The sequence below is a fragment of the Streptomyces ipomoeae 91-03 genome (assembly GCF_000317595.1).
In the GTDB taxonomy this organism is placed as follows: domain Bacteria; phylum Actinomycetota; class Actinomycetes; order Streptomycetales; family Streptomycetaceae; genus Streptomyces; species Streptomyces ipomoeae.
Genome location: NZ_AEJC01000149.1, coordinates 1 through 15,548, shown reverse-complemented (window position 1 = coordinate 15,548; position 15,548 = coordinate 1). Strand labels below are relative to the sequence as shown.

At 69.6% G+C, this 15,548-nt stretch carries 13 protein-coding genes and 2 pseudogenes; 9 read left to right on the top strand and 6 right to left on the bottom strand.

What is annotated here, in order from left to right:
* Positions 1–31: 31 nt before the first annotated feature.
* From STRIP9103_RS09500 to STRIP9103_RS09475, 6 genes and pseudogenes are all read right to left on the bottom strand, one after another.
* A complete protein-coding gene (locus STRIP9103_RS09500) occupies positions 32–850 on the bottom strand; it encodes a carbonic anhydrase (RefSeq protein WP_009306213.1) in 819 nt (272 codons plus the stop codon).
* Between the two features lie 180 nt (positions 851–1,030).
* Positions 1,031–1,717: a class F sortase gene (locus STRIP9103_RS09495; protein ID WP_009306217.1), complete on the bottom strand. Its 687-nt coding sequence runs from the start codon at positions 1,715–1,717 to the stop codon at positions 1,031–1,033.
* A 160-nt stretch (positions 1,718–1,877) separates the two neighbouring features.
* Positions 1,878–2,507 carry a hypothetical protein gene (locus STRIP9103_RS09490; protein ID WP_009306219.1) on the bottom strand — a complete coding sequence of 210 codons (630 nt, stop codon included), beginning with the start codon at positions 2,505–2,507 and terminating at the stop codon, positions 1,878–1,880.
* A gap of 231 nt (positions 2,508–2,738) precedes the next feature.
* A complete protein-coding gene (locus STRIP9103_RS09485) occupies positions 2,739–4,739 on the bottom strand; it encodes an RICIN domain-containing protein (protein ID WP_009306216.1) in 2,001 nt (666 codons plus the stop codon).
* Positions 4,740–4,839: 100 nt separating this feature from the next.
* Positions 4,840–5,043 (bottom strand): hypothetical protein, encoded by a 204-nt coding sequence (locus STRIP9103_RS09480; protein ID WP_048819988.1) that lies wholly within the window; start codon positions 5,041–5,043, stop codon positions 4,840–4,842.
* A 403-nt stretch (positions 5,044–5,446) separates the two neighbouring features.
* Positions 5,447–6,244 (bottom strand): annotated as a pseudogene (locus STRIP9103_RS09475) (pyridoxal-dependent decarboxylase); the annotation flags it as partial.
* 559 nt (positions 6,245–6,803) lie between these two features.
* Here STRIP9103_RS09475 and STRIP9103_RS09470 point away from each other — a divergent pair.
* The 9 genes and pseudogenes from STRIP9103_RS09470 to STRIP9103_RS09430 form a co-directional block, all read left to right on the top strand.
* A complete protein-coding gene (locus tag STRIP9103_RS09470; protein ID WP_234022162.1) occupies positions 6,804–7,586 on the top strand; it encodes an inositol monophosphatase family protein in 783 nt (260 codons plus the stop codon).
* A 66-nt stretch (positions 7,587–7,652) separates the two neighbouring features.
* Positions 7,653–8,618 carry an NAD-dependent epimerase/dehydratase family protein gene (locus STRIP9103_RS09465; protein ID WP_048819987.1) on the top strand — a complete coding sequence of 322 codons (966 nt, stop codon included), beginning with the start codon at positions 7,653–7,655 and terminating at the stop codon, positions 8,616–8,618.
* Positions 8,573–9,817: a DegT/DnrJ/EryC1/StrS family aminotransferase gene (locus STRIP9103_RS09460; protein ID WP_009306204.1), complete on the top strand. Its 1,245-nt coding sequence runs from the start codon at positions 8,573–8,575 to the stop codon at positions 9,815–9,817. The genes STRIP9103_RS09465 and STRIP9103_RS09460 overlap by 46 nt, the downstream gene beginning before the upstream one ends.
* Entirely contained in the window at positions 9,814–10,743 is a 930-nt protein-coding gene (locus STRIP9103_RS09455) for an apurinic/apyrimidinic endonuclease family protein (protein ID WP_009306218.1), read from the top strand. Before STRIP9103_RS09460 ends, STRIP9103_RS09455 begins: the two co-directional genes overlap by 4 nt.
* Complete coding sequence (locus STRIP9103_RS09450; protein ID WP_048819986.1) at positions 10,740–12,017, top strand: M20 family metallopeptidase; 1,278 nt, start codon at positions 10,740–10,742, stop codon at positions 12,015–12,017. Before STRIP9103_RS09455 ends, STRIP9103_RS09450 begins: the two co-directional genes overlap by 4 nt.
* Positions 12,014–13,249, top strand: coding sequence for a DegT/DnrJ/EryC1/StrS family aminotransferase (locus STRIP9103_RS09445; RefSeq protein WP_048819985.1), 1,236 nt, complete (start codon positions 12,014–12,016; stop codon positions 13,247–13,249). Before STRIP9103_RS09450 ends, STRIP9103_RS09445 begins: the two co-directional genes overlap by 4 nt.
* Positions 13,246–14,205 (top strand): GNAT family N-acetyltransferase, encoded by a 960-nt coding sequence (locus STRIP9103_RS09440; RefSeq protein WP_009306209.1) that lies wholly within the window; start codon positions 13,246–13,248, stop codon positions 14,203–14,205. The genes STRIP9103_RS09445 and STRIP9103_RS09440 overlap by 4 nt, the downstream gene beginning before the upstream one ends.
* Complete coding sequence (locus STRIP9103_RS09435; protein WP_009306207.1) at positions 14,189–15,181, top strand: homoserine kinase; 993 nt, start codon at positions 14,189–14,191, stop codon at positions 15,179–15,181. The genes STRIP9103_RS09440 and STRIP9103_RS09435 overlap by 17 nt, the downstream gene beginning before the upstream one ends.
* Positions 15,182–15,309: 128 nt before the next feature.
* A pseudogene (locus STRIP9103_RS09430) lies at positions 15,310–15,548 on the top strand (hypothetical protein); the annotation flags it as partial.

Sequence of the window (15,548 nt, the reverse complement as noted above, 5' to 3'; positions counted from 1 at the left end):
ATACCGGGGCCTACTCGAGCCGCCGCACGCTCTACTTGAGCAGGTGCACGCGCTGCGTGGTCAGGTCGTAGCGGGCGCCCACGATGGCCACCTCACCGGCCTTCACCTTGGCCGCGAGGTCGGGCTCGGCCGCGAGCTTGGAGCGGACGAGGCGGACGTTGGCGTCGATGGTCGCCGAGATCCGGGCGTCGCCCTCCACGCTGTGGTCGATCGCCGGCTCGATCGCGTCGGCGATGTACTGGATGTGGGCCGGCAGTTCCTCGCCGGTCCGGTCCGCCGCGACCGCGGCCTTCACGGCACCGCAGGACTGATGGCCGAGCACCATGACCAGCGGGATGTCCAGTTCGAGCACCCCGTACGCGACGCTGCCGAGCACCGCCTCGTCGAGGACCTCGCCCGCGCTGCGCACGGTCATCAGGTCGCCGAGGCCCTGGTCGAAGACCAGCTCCGGGGGGACCCGGGAGTCGATGCAGCCGAGGATGAGGGCGAAGGGCTGCTGACCGGTCGTCAGCGCCTTGCGGACCGCGGCGTCCTCGTGGGGGTGCTGTTGGTGGAAGGTCCGCCAGCGGCGGTTGCCCTGCGACAGCTCCTTCAGCGCCTCTTCGGGCGTGCTCGGCCGCTTGCGCGTGCCGGTCGAAGAGGAGCGGGCGGCGCCGGTGGTCTTGCTGATCGTCTCCGCGTCTGCCGGGAGGGCACCGATCGCGAGGCCGCCGCCGAGGACGGCGGTACCGGCGAGCGCGGTGCGCAGGAGGTAACGCCGACCGCGGGGCTTCGCGTGGGATGCCGGGGCGTCGTCGGGGGCGGTCGCCTCGGCGCCGTCGCCTCTGTGGGGGACTATGTCAGAGTTCACGGGCAGGAACGTACGTCCGGCTAAACCTTCAAACGTTCAAGTTGTCGAATCATGGACGAGCGTTGATGAATCATGGCCGGTCCTTGAATGGTTCTTGGCCACTCGAAGGAGATCTTTTGGCCAGCCGGTCTCTTGCCGTTCGCTTACCGAATGGGAGCGCTCCCGGCCGCTGTTGGGAGCTCACTGCAGGTGGGCGAAGACCACCAGGTTCTCGGTGTAGTCCTTGGCCGTGTGGTCGTAGGGACCGGCGCAGGTGATGAGGCGGACCTCGGCCCGGGGGGCGTCGGCGTAGACGCGACGGTCGGGGAAGTTGTCCTTCTCGAAGGTCTCGGCCTCGTCGACGACGAAGGTCGCCTTGCGGCCGTCGGCCCGTACGACGTGGAAGACATCGCCCTTCTTCAGGTTGCTGAGCTTGGCGAAGACGGCCGGAGAGGTCTCCGTGTCGACGTGCCCGGCGATGATCGAGGTGCCGATCTCCCCGGGGGACGCCCCGGCGGCATGCCATCCGACGAGGTTGACGTCATCGGCGGGCGGCGCTTCGAGCTGCCCGGAGTCGCCGATGGCCAGTGCGGTGAAGGGCGCGTCGACGGCGATCTTCGGAATGAGCAGCCGGACCGGCTTCGACCGCGGCAGATGCTTTCCGGTGGGGCGCCCGGCGAGCGGCGCCGGCGCGGAGTCGTGGTCGACCTGCGGCACGTGCCGGGCGCCCAGCGGACGGGTGGCGTCGGACGCGGAGTCGGCATGGCCGAACAGGCTCACGGCCATGACCACCAGGGCCACCGCACCCAGCGTGGCCAGATTGGCGCGAGGGCCACGACGGGTCGGCACGGGATCGATGTCGCCGGGGGACGGGGGATGGGCTGCCATCGGACACCACCTCACTGGGCAGGGCAGCTGAGCGGACTGCGGGACGAACGGGAGGGCGTGGGACGAGGGAAGGGAGAGGCCGGGCCGCGGCCAGGCCGCCACACGACGCAAGGTGTGGCGGCCCGGCCGCTATCGCACCGGGTATCGCGTCAGGCAGGGATCAGGCCGCGCTGCCGACGCTCCTGCGACGCAGGGCGTACACGCCCGTGCCCACGACCGCGAGGGCGGCCAGCCCACCCGTGGTCACGGTCGGCGAAGCGAGGGCACCGCCTCCCGTGTGCACCCCACCGTGCGGCTTGTCGTGGTCGTCCTTCCAAGCCCCGTTGTGGTGCTCGTCCTTCCAGCCCTTGTCGTGGTCGTCCTTCCACGAGTCCTTGTCGTGGTCGTCCTTCCCGTGCTCTTCCCACCCCTTGCCGTGGTCCTTCTCGCCGGAGTCCCAGTCCCCCCCGTTGGTCACCGCGGTCAGAGCACCGCCACCGGCGTGAATCCCACCACGCGGCTCGTCGTGCTTGCCGTACTTGTGGTGTTCCTTGCTGTATCCGTTGTCCTTGTAGTGCTCCTTGCTGTACCCGTTGTCCTTCTCGTGCTCCTTGTACCCGTTGTCCTTCTCGTGCTCCTTGTATCCGTTCTCCTTCTCGTGCTCCTTGTACCCGTTGTCCTCGTGGTGCTCCTTGCTGTATCCGTTGTCCTCGTGTTCCCACTTGTCCCCGTCGGCGTAGGCGCCGGGGGCGGTGACGGCAAGAACGGCCGTGGCCGCCGCCGTAGCGAACAGCATGCGAGCAGAGCGCATCTGATGGTCCTTCCATCGTGGCCGGGTAGCTGACGCTTCGTCAGCTCGGGTGACCCGGCCCTGACTGGTCCACCGTCAGTCGGTTTCCTCCCGGCCACCACTCGGGGCGCTCAGCCGGGTGAACTCCCACTCCTCCGGCCGAGCCCCCGCACGGCCTGGGCCCGTCTTCCACGACCGGCGAGGGTGCTGTCGCGCTCTCGCCGGTCGTATGTCATGTTCGTGCCATGAATGTCAGGTGAGGGTCCACTTCTGGTTGTTCTGGCCGTTGCAGGTCCACAGGATCAGCTTGGTGCCGTTGGCGGTCGCCGCGCCCGAGGCGTCCAGGCAGAGGCCGGAGAGGTTGTTGGTGATGGTGCCGCCCGGGGTGAGGGTCCACTTCTGGTTGGTGCCGCCGGTGCAGTCCCAGATGATGACCTTGGTTCCGTTGGCGGTGCCGTTGTTGTCGGCGTCGAGGCACTTGTTGCCGTAGACGACGAGTTCGCCGCGGGAGGTCTGGGTGAAGGTCTGGTTGCGTCCGCCGGAGCAGTCCCAGATCCCCGCCTGGGTGGCGTTGACGTAGGTGTTCTTGTCGATGTCCACGCACCGGCCGGAAGCGGAGCCGACGAGGGCCACGCCGTCGGTGCCGGGGAGGCCCTGGACGCGCAGGGCGTCGATGTCGGGGGCGGCGCCGCCGGAGACCGCGGCGAACTTCACCGTGTTGGCGCCCTTGGCCAGATGCGCGAGCACGGACACGGCGCGGTACGTGGTGGCCGAGCCGGTCGGCGGGAAGGACACGCGGTAGGCGTACTGGCCGTTCACCTGGATGGTGGCCTTGCGGGCGGTGCTGCCACCGTTGGCGTAGGTGATGTCGACCAGCTTGGTGCCCGCCGAGGCGGCGGTGACTCCTGTGAACGTCGGGGTGGTGGCGGTGGTGGTGTCCTCGAAGGTGGAACCGGTGGCCTCGGTGCCGGAGACGGTCAGCAGCACCGCGTCGTTGGCGGGGACGGATGCGGTGTAGCTCGTGGCGAACGAGCCGGCGTCGGTGCGGGTCCAGGCGTTGCGCACGGTGGCGGACGCGGTCGTCAGGCCGAGGTCGGCCCAGCGGACGGTGATGTTCGCGGCCGAGCCGGTGCGGTTGAACAGCATCACCGCGCGCTTGCCGGTGCCGGAGAGCACCTTGCCGTACACCTGCAGGCCCCGGGTGTCCTCGGCGACCTTGACGCCCTGCAGGCCGCGCGGGTCCTGGTCGATGGCGATGACCTCGGGGTTGGTGAGGATGTCACGGGTCTCGGTGCTCATCGTGGCGATGTTGTTGCCGGCCAGCAGCGGGCCGCCGACGAGGGACCACAGGCTCATGTGCAGCCGGTTGCGCTGAGCTGTCATGCCGTTCAGGCCGACCATCATCATGTCGGGGTCGTTGACGTAGCCGGTGTGCTGGGCGGCGGGCTGCAGGGCCTGGTCGAAGTTGCGGTACATCTTGGCCAGGTCCGGTGTCTGCTGGAAGAAGAGGACGTCGTCGCTGGTGCGCCAGAGGTCGCCGTAGCCGGTCGCCCAGTTCCAGGGCAGTCCGGTGCCCCACTCGCAGAAGGACAGCACCAGCTTGCGGCCGGTGACGGCCGACGCGGCCTCGTTCGCGGCGGCGATCTGCTTGTACTGCGTCTCCTGGTCCAGGCCCTCCACCCGGCCGCCGCACCAGTCGATCTTGACGTAGTCGAAACCCCAGCGCTGGAAGGCCTCCAGGTCCTGCTGGTAGTGGCCCTCCATTCCGGTGTTGGGGGCGGCCGGGCGCGTGGTGGGGTAGTAGTAGCCGCAGCCCTGCTTGCCCGCGTCGGTATAGATGCCCGCCTTCAGGCCCTTGCTGTGGATGTAGTCGGCGATCGCCTTCATGCCGCCGGGCCACAGGGTCTCGTCGACGACGATGTCGCCGTTCGCGTCGCGGGCGCCCTGCCACCAGCCGTCGTCGAGGTTGACGTACTTGTAGCCGGCCGCCGCCATGCCGGAGGAGACCAGGGCGTCGGCCTGCTGCTTGATCACGTTGTGGTCGATGCTGCTGAAGAAGGTGTTCCAGGACGCCCAGCCCATCGGCGGCGGTGTGACGCCGATCTGGTTGGTGCTCACGGCGGCCGGTTCGGCGGACAGGGGCGCCGAGGGCTCCTGCCGGTCGAGGGCCGCCAGACCCGCGACGGCAAGGCCGGCGGCGAGGACCTGAGCGGTGACGCGTCTGATCCATCTTCGGGCAGCGGTGTACGACATGCGGCTCTCCAAGAGGAGGAAGGGGGGAGGGGAGGCGGAAAGAACGCTGACCTCGCGAGGGCGCCGGGTCCCGGAGCGCCGTGGGCAGCCGTGGTGCGTATCAGTAGCCGACGGAGACTGAAGGTGGCGTCCGCGAGCCGGCGGAGAAGGTGGCGTCCGCGTGTTCCGTGGTGGTGGAGTTCGGGTCGCCGCGCAGGGCCCCGATGGCCAGGTCGGCGGTCACGGTGGCCGGCGGGACTCCGGCGGCCATGCCGAGGAACCGTCGGTGGAACGGCCGGGAGTCCGGCAGAGGGCTTGTGCTCATCTGCTCTCCAACGGAGACATGCGGGGAGGGAAAGGGCGCTCAGCGAGAGAGCACACCGAGGGACACGGCTGCGCAGCCACTGCCACCTTGTCCGATATACCGGATGGGGTTCGGCGAGTCGGTCAGAAGGTAGAGGTGAGGCAACAGCAGGTCAATGGTTCTGTCGTTTCTCGTTGATTTTTGTGTGACGGCATCAGTTCGGGGGTGACCACCGGCCGTTGGCGACGGGCCGTTGATCACGGCTGCCGGGATCGGACCGCAGGCCGCGGGGCCGTTCGACCGAGGCGGCCGGTCCTGTCACGCGAGGGAGAGCGGAGCCCGGTCTCCGCCCTGCCCGCGGAAGTACGGCGATGTGTCGTCGTCGCCACGCTGTGATGCGACTCGGGTCAGGCCGGGGCCTGTGTCAGGCCCGGGGCGATTCCAGTTGTCGGTGCGACCGGGTGAGCCGTTCCACCCGGTCGTGGACGCGCTCCACGTGGTGCTCGGATTCCGACTTCATCAGGACGCTGCGGAGGATGCGTGCGCCGTCGGCGTCCGCGGTGATCTTCGGGTGGCGTGCGGTGAACGCCTCGCGGCCGGCCTTGAGGGTGCTCAGGAACACCGGGTCGGTACCCGCCATGCCGTCCGCCAGGACGCGTGCCGATGCCGCGTCGACGGCGGTCAGGGTGGCGGGTTCCACGGCGGGGAAGTAGCTGACGATGTCCAACTCGGGCCGCTGGTACAGCTCCAGGGTGTCCGATGCGGTGATCAGGTCCGCCCACTTCAGCGCGGCCCGCCGGCCGGCCGCCAGGACACGGCCGAGACCGTCGGGCGTGGGCGCGAGGAGCCGGAAGGTGAGCCACAGGGCGGCGGCCGAGGCGCCGGCGCGGGAGCATTCCAGGCTGATCTCGCCGAGATGGAGCTCCGTCGAGGTGAAGTAGGTGTAGGGCGAGTCGTGGAGGTAGAAGCGGCCCACCTCGGGGTCGCGGAAGAGCACCGCTCCGCAGCCGTAGGGCTGGAGTCCGTGCTTGTGCGGGTCGACGACGACCGAGTCGCACTGAGCGATCGCCCGCCAGGGCTCCGGGGGCAGTCCTTCCGGGCCGTCGGCACCCGCGAGCAGGGTGAAGAAGCCGCCGTAGGCGGCGTCGACGTGGAGCCGGACGCCATGGCGTTCCTTCAGGGCCAGGGCCTCGTGGATGGGGTCGACGGCACCGAGGCCGGTGCCGCTTCCGCCTCCGGCATGGTCGTCATCCCGACGACCCGGCGTCCGCAGACAGCGGTGACCGGGCGTCCGCAGACAGTGGTGACCAGGCGGTGTCCGCCGGGACCGTGCCTTCGGCGGCGGGCCCCGGGCGGCGCGGCCCGGACCCGGTGGCGTTTCCTGCTCCGCGGGTCAATCCACTGCCCGAGGAAGCCGTGGTCGATCTCGGTGGTGATCGATTTCCGACCAGGGGAAAACTTGATCGTCGACAGCCACAGACGACCGTCGGGATAGCGCTTTCTGTGCCGATGACCTGACATTATCCCGGCCCGCAACCATTTCGCTCTTGTCGGAGCCCCGAGCTCTTTGGCACAGTTGCCTACGTTGATCACGGGCGGTGTTTGCGTTCCACATTCGATGCAGTCCTGAACGGAGGTACGAATGCAGTCGCACGCACGCTTGATTAGCCCGGCATATAGTCGAGGATTTCGGCGTACTTCGCCGTCCGATCACCGATGGAGCTGAAATCGGCGCCCGGATTATGACCGGCGTCAGCGGCAGCGACGGGACGAGGATGCGGATGAACAACGACGATATCGAGCTCATGCACCTGATGGCGGACCGCGCCGACGAGATCACGATGGAGCGGTTTCGCGCGGCCGACCTGCGGACGCTCACCAAGTCGGACATGACGCCGGTCAGCGAGGCCGATCACCGGGTCGAGGAGGAACTGCGACAACTGCTCTCCCGCCGGCGCCCGGACGACGCCGTCCTGGGCGAGGAGTTCGGCGGCCGGACGAGCGGCTCCCGATCCTGGCTCATCGATCCGATCGACGGCACCGCCGGCTACGTCCGAGGCGTTCCTGTCTGGGCCAGCCTGCTGGCGGTCCTGGAGGGGGATCGGGTGACAGCCGGTCTGGTCTCCGCGCCGGCCCTCGGCCGCCGGTGGTGGGCCTCCAGGGGAAACGGGGCGTGGGCCGGCGCCGGTCCGGACACCGCGCAGCGCTGTCACGTCTCCGGCACCGCCGATCTCACCGACGCCTCGATCTCCTATTCCGAAATCTCCGAATGGGAGCGCGGCGGTCTGCTGTCCGCCTTTCTCGAACTGAACCGGCGCTGCGGGAGAAGCCGCGCCTACGGAGATTTCTGGTCTCATATGCTGGTGGCCGAGGGAACGCTGGACCTCTCGGTCGAGCTGGAGCTGGAGGTCTGGGATCTCGCTCCACTCCTGATCATTCTGGAGGAGGCCGGGGCGGCGGCCAGCGGCGTTTCCGGACTCACGGGCGTCGGCCAGGACAGCCTGGTCTGCGCGAATCCGACCCTGCACCGCCAGGCGCTATCGATTCTGACGAACAATTCCTGAGCGACTCGATTCCCCCCTCATTTGTCCCCAGGAAATCCTGGGAAATCCAGTGAAATCGGAGCACTCATGGCAGCGGCACATTCCCCCCGCCTGATCTGCGTGACCGGAGGAAGCGGTTTCATCGGCTCGGCATTCTTGCGGCACGTTTCGGCGGTCTCCGACACACGCTTACGTGTCCTGGACCTCACGCCACCGCCGAAGGACGTGGAGGCGGAGTTCGTGCGGGGTTCGATCACGGATCCGGGCCCGTTGCGTCAGGCCTTCGAGGGGGCGGACACGGTGGTGCACCTGGCCGGGGAACTGGGGGTGGTCAACTGCCAGCACAACCCGCACAAGGTCATCGACATCAACATCGGCGGCACCGCGGCGGTCACGGCGGCGGCGCTCGAGGCCGGCGCGGAGCACCTCCTCTTCTGCTCCACCTCCGAGATCTACGGGGACGGCACGGGACGGGTGCTGAGCGAGGACGCCGTGGCCAGGCCGCACTCCCTCTACGGCCGGGCGAAGCTGCTCAGCGAGAGCGTCGTGGCCGAGTTCGCCCGGTCGCCCGGTCGTCGCGCCACGGTCGTCCGGCCCTTCAACGTGTACGGCCCGGGCCAGCGTCCCGACTTCGTGGTCAGCCGCTTCGTGGAGCTGGCATCGCGCGGAGAGCCGCTGACCGTGCACGGCGACGGCGCTCAGATCAGGACCTTCACATACGTCGACGACCTCGCCGCCGGCATGTGGGCCGCGTTGTGCCGTCCCGCCTCGGAGGGCGCCCCCTTCGAGATCTACAACCTCGCGTCCCAGCAGACCTTCTCCATCACCGAGGTCGTCGAGATGGTGAACGATCTGGCCGGCAGCGACTCCCCGGTCGTCCGCATCTCCCCGGGCGAGGCCGGACGGGACGCCGCGCAGGAGGTCACCGTCCGGATCCCGAGCGCCGCCAAGGCCGAGGAACACCTGGGATTCCGGGCTTCGGTCACTCTCTCCGAAGGGATCAGGCGATGCCTGGCCGCCCGTCCCGCGTCGCCCCTCGGGTCGGCTCGATGAACGTCCTCGTTCCCAACGCCGCTCCCCACGTCACCGATGCCGAGCTTCAGGCGGTGCGGGACGTCCTGATCTCGGGCGCCTGGACCGGTGGCGAACAGGTCGCGTCCTTCGAGCGGGAGCTGGCTGCGGCGCTCGACGCGCCGCATGTCGTGACTGTCGCCAGCGGCACCGCCGCGCTCCACGCGGTGCTGACGCTGCTGCGCGTGCCGGGGACGAGGCAGCTGCTCGTCACGTCCGATCTGAACTTCCTCGCCGCTCCGTCCACGGCCCTGCATCTCGGCTATGAGATCGCCTTCACGGACATCGCCGAGAACTCGCTGAACATGGATCCCGAGGCGCTGGAGACCCTTCTGCGGGAGTCCGGCCCGGACTACGACGACGTGATCGTGGTTCCGGTGCACTTCGCCGGTCTGGCGGCCGGCATGGACGACATCCACCGCGTGTGCGCCGAGCACGGAGCGCGTGTCGTCGAGGACGCGGCCCATGCGATCGGAGCCCGCTACGCCGACGGCCGGCCGGTGGGATCCGACGTCCGCTCGGTGGCCTGTGTCTTCTCCTTCCACCCCACCAAGAACGTGGCCACCCCCGAGGGCGGAGCGATCTCCGTCCACGACGCCGACGTCGCCGGGCGGCTGCGTCTGCTCCGCAACCACGGCATGGACAAGGCGGACCTGGTGGACGCCGAGGACGCCTTCGCCGCGGACGGCACCCGTAACCCGTGGTACTACCAGGTGCGGTCCCCCGGCCTCAATCTGCGCCTCTCGGACGTGCACGCCGCCGTCGGCCGGTGCCAGCTGGGACGGCTGGCGGAGACGACCCGGCGCCGCCGGGACCTGGCCGAGCGTTACCACCAGGCCCTGAGCGGCGTGGCGAACGTCGCTCCCGCCACGGAGACGGCCATCGCCAAGAGCGTCTGGCACCTCTACCCGGCGATCCTGGACATCGACGCCCTGGCCCTGACGAAGCAGGAGGTCTTCGCCCGCTTCGCGGCCGACGGCATCGCCCTCCAGGTGCACTACACACCGCTGCACCGCCAGCCGGCCTACGCGAACCGTCCGCTGGTCGCCGCGGCGAAGTTCCCGGTCGTCGAACGGGTGTCGCGCGGGCTGGTGTCCCTGCCGATGTTCACCGGGATGAGCGACGTCCAGCAGGAGCTGGTCGTCGCGGCCCTGCGGGCCCTGCCGGGGGGTGCCCGGTGAAGCTCTGCATCCCTTTCCTGCTGTCGCAGGCCGAGCAGTTCCGGCCGGAATGGCTGGAGGCGGGGTACGGGATCGAGGCATCGCTCTTCGACCGCGTCGACATCGCCCGACCGGACCGCTGGGACCGGGTACGGGCCAACCTGCTGTCGCTGCACCACGATCACCGCCCGCAGACGCTGATCATTCATTTCCCCGTCAACGACTGCAACTACCTGGACGACCCGCTCGTACGCGACCGGCTCTGGGAGATGCTGGACCTGGCGGACCGGGTCGGCGCCGACGGGCTGGTGCTGCACAGCAACCAGGTACACACCGTCGACGAGTGGCTCGGGGCCGATCTGGCCACCGAGGCGGACCGCTTCCATCGCTTCGTCGGCGTCCTCGACGAGCGGTGCCGCGGCGCGGGGTTCTGGATCGGACTGGAGAACATGCCCCTGATGGGCAACGAGCCGACCGAGCTCGATCCCCTGCTCTGCTTTCCGCCCGACTTCTCGTTCCTCTCCGCTCTCCCGGAGTCCTCCCGGATCGGGATCTGCTGGGATCTCTGCCACTACAGCTACTCCGTACACGTCGCGGAGCTGCTGCGCAGCGGCGCGCTGGACGAGGCCGGCCTCTATCCGCGCAGTGGTGAGACCGGCTTCACCGATTTCGCCGGCATCGCCGATCGCATCGTCCACTACCACTTCTCGGCCTTCCGCGGCATCGCCTCCCGCACGCGGGCGACGGTCTGCACGGAGGGCGTCGTTCCCGCCGAATCGACGCTCGGACCGCAGCTGTACCGGGAGTTGGTCCGGACGATCCTGCGCGCCGGCGGGCCCGCGCGGACGGTGACCTTCGAGATCGCGGAGGCGGACTACCGGCGCCGTACCCGGATCTGGCAGGCGATCGACTGGTGGCACGAGGCGACGGAGGGAGTGACCCGATGACCTTTGTGGCTGAACTGACCTCCCGGCTCATCCGCTGTCATCCGCAGTACCGCGGCGCGGGTGTGGGCGCGGCGCTCGACCTGCTCGCCGATCAGCTCGGGGCGCTGGGATTCGAAACCGAACTGCGGTCCATCGACGGTGACCGTCTCCGGAGCTCCCCGTTGTACTGCGATGTCACCCGCTGGGGCGGCATCTTCGCGGGCTACGGCTTCGACGGCGTGGCGCAGCTGGTGGCGACCCGCGACTTCGCCCCCGGCGGGCCGCATGTGCTGCTCAACGGCCATATCGACACGGAGTTCGTCGATGACGAGCACCAGTGGTCCTCCCCGGGGCTGTGGCGCAGCGGCGAGCTGCGCGGTGAGCGGATCTACGGCCGGGGCGCCAGCGACATGCTGGGCGGAGTCTCGGGCATCGTCGCGGCCCTGCGCCGGCTCGTCGAGCATCCCGGCCTCGCCGGGCGGGTGACCGTGCACATCGTCGTCGACGAGGAGATCGGTGGAAACGGCACGCTGGCGCTCCTGCTCGACATGGAGGCCGCCGCCGTGGACGGCCGGGCGGTGGACGTCGCGCTCATCGCGGAGCCCACGGCCGGGTACGTCTGCGCCAGCACCAGTGGTTTCCAGCAGTACAGAATCCGCTGCCACGGCAACCCCTGCCACATGGTGTACGCCCGGGACGGCGACAACGCGCTCACACAGGCCGCCCACGCGCTGCTCGCCCTGGACGAGGCCGACGCGACGCTGAGGCGCCGTCATCCGCTGCGGCCCGGCAGCCGCTACCTACTGGCGGGAAAGCTGCACGGCGGCACGGACGCGGCGATCCCGGCCGCCTCCGCCGAGATCGAGCTGACCGCCGCGCTACCACCGTGGATCGCCGAATCCGATGCCCTGGCGACCGTGGAGGAACACCTGGCACGGCGCTGCACGGCGGCCGGGCTCGCCATCCCGCGCGTGGAGCCGTACGGCCTGTCGTTCCCCGGCAGTGGCGCGGTGTCGCACGGCGGGGCCGCGGTGTCGCACGGCGAGGCCGGCGACGGCCGGAGCGCCCTCGTCCGGGCTCTGCTCGACGCGGACGGCGACCTGCGCGCCGGGCACTTCCCCAGCGCCTGCGACGCCCGGCTCTACGAGCACTTCGGCATCCCGGCGATCGTCTTCGGACCGGGCGATCTCGCCCGGGCGCACGGTCCCGACGAGTACGTCACCCTGGCGGAGCTCGAACAGTTCAGCGACTCGCTGGGCTCGGCGTTGATCGGAACGCTGGGGCGGGCGTCGTGACCGCGGTGGACCCCCGGTACAACCCGCTTCCCACCCGGGTACGGGTCCCGCTCTGCCCGCCCGCCTCCCTCATGGGCGTGGCGCGGCGCGGGGCGAACCTGGAGGAGAGGCTGGCGTCGGCGCTGGACGTCGATCCCGCCCATCTCCTCACCAGCGGCAGCGGCACGGCGGCGCTCAGCGTGATCCTTCAGGCGCTGCGCCGTACCGATCGGGACGAGGTGATCATCCCGGCTTTCGCCTGTCCCAACGTCGCCGACGCCGTGCTGGCCGCGGGCATGCGCCCGGTCATGGTCGACATCGACGACACGCTGAACCTCGATCCCGCCCGGGTGGCCGCTGCCGCCGGTCCGCGCGTCCGGGCGGTGATCGCCACGAACACGTTCGGACGGCCGGCACGGATGGAGCCGCTGCGTGCCGCCGCCGGTGACGCGTGGATCATCGATGACGCGGCTCAGGCGCTGGGAAACCGTGATGAGAGCGGCGCGGCCGTCGGCACGAGAACGTCCCTGGGCATCTTCTCCTTCGGACGGCACAAGCCCGTGCAGGCGGGCGGCGGCGGGGCGATCTACTGTCCCGATCCCGAGCTTCGGGCCCGCCTGGCCACCGCCCTGGACCGGCGGACGGGCCCCCCGTACCGGGCGCTGGCCACGGCCGCTCTCGCCGGGTCGCTGCGCCGGATCCACTCCGCCCTGCCGGTGCGACTGGGCCTCCAGGGAAGCGGATATCGCCGGGTGGACGAGGCCATCGACGCGACGGTGTCCACGGCGGATCGCACCGGCATGCATCCGGCGCACCGCCGGGCGGCGGCTGCCGGGCTGGCGCGCCTGCGGGACATGACGCGGCGTCGGAGTCTCATCGCCCGGCTGTACCGCCACGACCTGAGGGACCATCCCTTCCTCAGCGCCTTCGAGCCGCCTCCGCCCGGCGTGCACGACACGTTCTTCATGCTCGTGTGCGATCCGCGGCATCGGCACGCGCTCGCTCGTCGCTGTGCCGCCGCCGGTATCGAGACGACCTGGTTGTACCTGCCGCTCCACCTGACCGACCGGTTCCAGGCCTTCCGGCATGCGGGCGATCCCTGCGCACGCTCCGTCTGGTGGGCGGCGCGCTCCCTGGTCGTGCCGTCCGGCCCCCACCTGACGGCAGGTCAGATCCGGCGGGTCCGCGCGGTGTTGCGCCGGCTGGACTCACCGATGGCCTTCGCACCGCACCTGGCAGAGGAGGGGACATGACGGAGGAACCGGGCGAGTGGACCGATGTGACCGGAGAGTGGGAGGCTCTGGCCCCCGCCATGGCGGGAAGCGGCCCGTACCACACGGCGTGGTGGGGGCGAGCGGTGGCTTCCGTCTTCGGCGGCGAGTTCCGGGTGTGGCGCCACCGTGACCTGCACGTACCGATCCTGAGCGGCGGCCGGCTGGCCGCACGGGGATTCGCGTCGGGCCACGTCGGCTACGGCGGAGTACTGGCCCCGGACCGCCGCGTCCCGCTCGCGCAGCAACTGACCGTGGTCACCCGGTTGGCCCGCCACCTCGCGCTTCCCTGCGAACGCCTGGTCACCACGCCGGATCCGGCGGCGCGGGCCGGGGCGGAGCCGGGAGCGGACACACCGGGCCTCACCGAGCGGGCGACCTGCCTGATCACGCTGCCGGCCGACGAGACGGCCCTCTGGGCGGGGTACCGAGCCGGAGATGTGCGCACCGAGGTCCGCCGCGCCGGGCAGGGGGGTGTCACGGCCCGTCTGCTGGGGTCCGACGAGGATCTCGCCCCGCTGCTCGACCTGGTCCACCGCGCTCAGCGACGAGTCGGGGCGGCCTATCGCACCCCGCCCGAACTCATCGCCGCGATCCGCCGCCGGGACGATGAGTCCTGGTTCGGGGTGGTGGCCGAGAACGACGGCGGACCGGTGGCGTTCGGCTTCTTTCTCGTTTCCGCGGGCAGCTGCGTTTATCTCGTCAGCGGCTGGGACGGCATCACCCCGAATGCGGGAGCTCTGGTGGTGCATACCGGGCTGACGGAGGCCATCCGGCGAGGCTGCCGAACCGTCGACCTCGGCTATAGTCATCAGGCTTCCCTCATGCGGTTCAAACGGAAATTCGGAGCGGAGCTCCGCCCCTATTCGACATGGGCCGACGCGGGCAGCCAAGAAACCGATCAGGAATACGAGAGAGACAATGTCGCGCATCAATGAGTTCAAGGTCCTGGAACCCGATACCGTGCACGCGATCGCTGCCGAATACGGCATCGGCGAGGTCGAGGAAATCGAACGCTGCGGTGAAGGAATCATCAATTCGAACTACCGGCTCCAGACCGCCGACGGCGACTTCCTGCTGCGCGTCTGCCCGCCGGACCGGGTGGCCGAGGAGCTCACGTTCGAGCTCTCGGTACTGCGCCACCTCGCGGACGGAGGCTTTCCCACACAGCGCCCGCTGCGCCGCGCCGACGGCTCCCTCACCGGCACCGTCGACGGGCATCCGTACATGGTGCTGACCTTCCTGCCCGGCCGGACGCTCACCGAGGAGGAGCTCTCCGTCCCGATCGCCGGACAGGCGGGCAGGCTCTTCGCCCAGATGCAGAACCTGCTGGACAGCTGGGTTCCCGAGGGCGCCAAGCCGGACGCGGACCACCCGTTGATCGCGGAGCTGGCGGGCGTCGTCGACCAGCGCCTCGCCGAGCTCGGTGAGAGCGGCCGGGCGGATCGCGACCTGGTGCGCACCACATGGGAGCAGACCGAGCGCCTCTTCGCTCCCGACCGTCCCCTGGCCCGCGGGGTCGTCCACGCCGACTTCTACAACGAGAACGTCCTGGTCCAGCCCGGTCCCGCCGGTCTGGAGATCACCGGGGTCATCGACTTCGACGACTGCTACTGGGGCATTCAGCTGTGTGATCTGGCGCTCGCCACCATGGAATTCGCCGCCACCGACGGAATCCGGATCGACTGGGAGCTGGCCGGGGCGACCCTGGACAGTTACCGGCAGCACCGGGCGCTCAAAGCCGAGGACGGTGCGCTGATTTTCGACGCATTCCGCTTCCTGTGCATCAAATTCCTCGGCTACACCCTCGATCTGGGCGATCCGCAGGACAACCCCTATCTGCACCGGCTGCGTTTCCTGGCCGCGGACGGCACTCGGGAAGCGTACGAGGAGATGTTCTCAAGAATGCAGTGACGAACAAGGATCGGTAGCGGCGCGGCTCCTGGGGGATGAGCAGTCCGGCGATGCCCTGCATATCTCTGAGGAGATTCACTTCTCACGGAATTCAATGGCCGGTCGGCCGAGAATGTGAAGGATGAATCATGACGGTTTTACAGGTCCCAGAGTTCCGGCACCTCGCCGAGGCTGTGTACGACGTCGCCATCGTGGGATTGGGCTATGTCGGCCTGCCGACGGCGCTGTCCTTTCACGCGGCGGGCGCCCGGGTGGTCGGGATCGACATCGACCCCGGCCGGCTCGCGGCGATCCGCGACGGCGGCGTCGACCTGCTCCCCTCCGACCAGCAGCGCCTGCGGGAGGCCCTGGAAGCCGACTCCTTCCA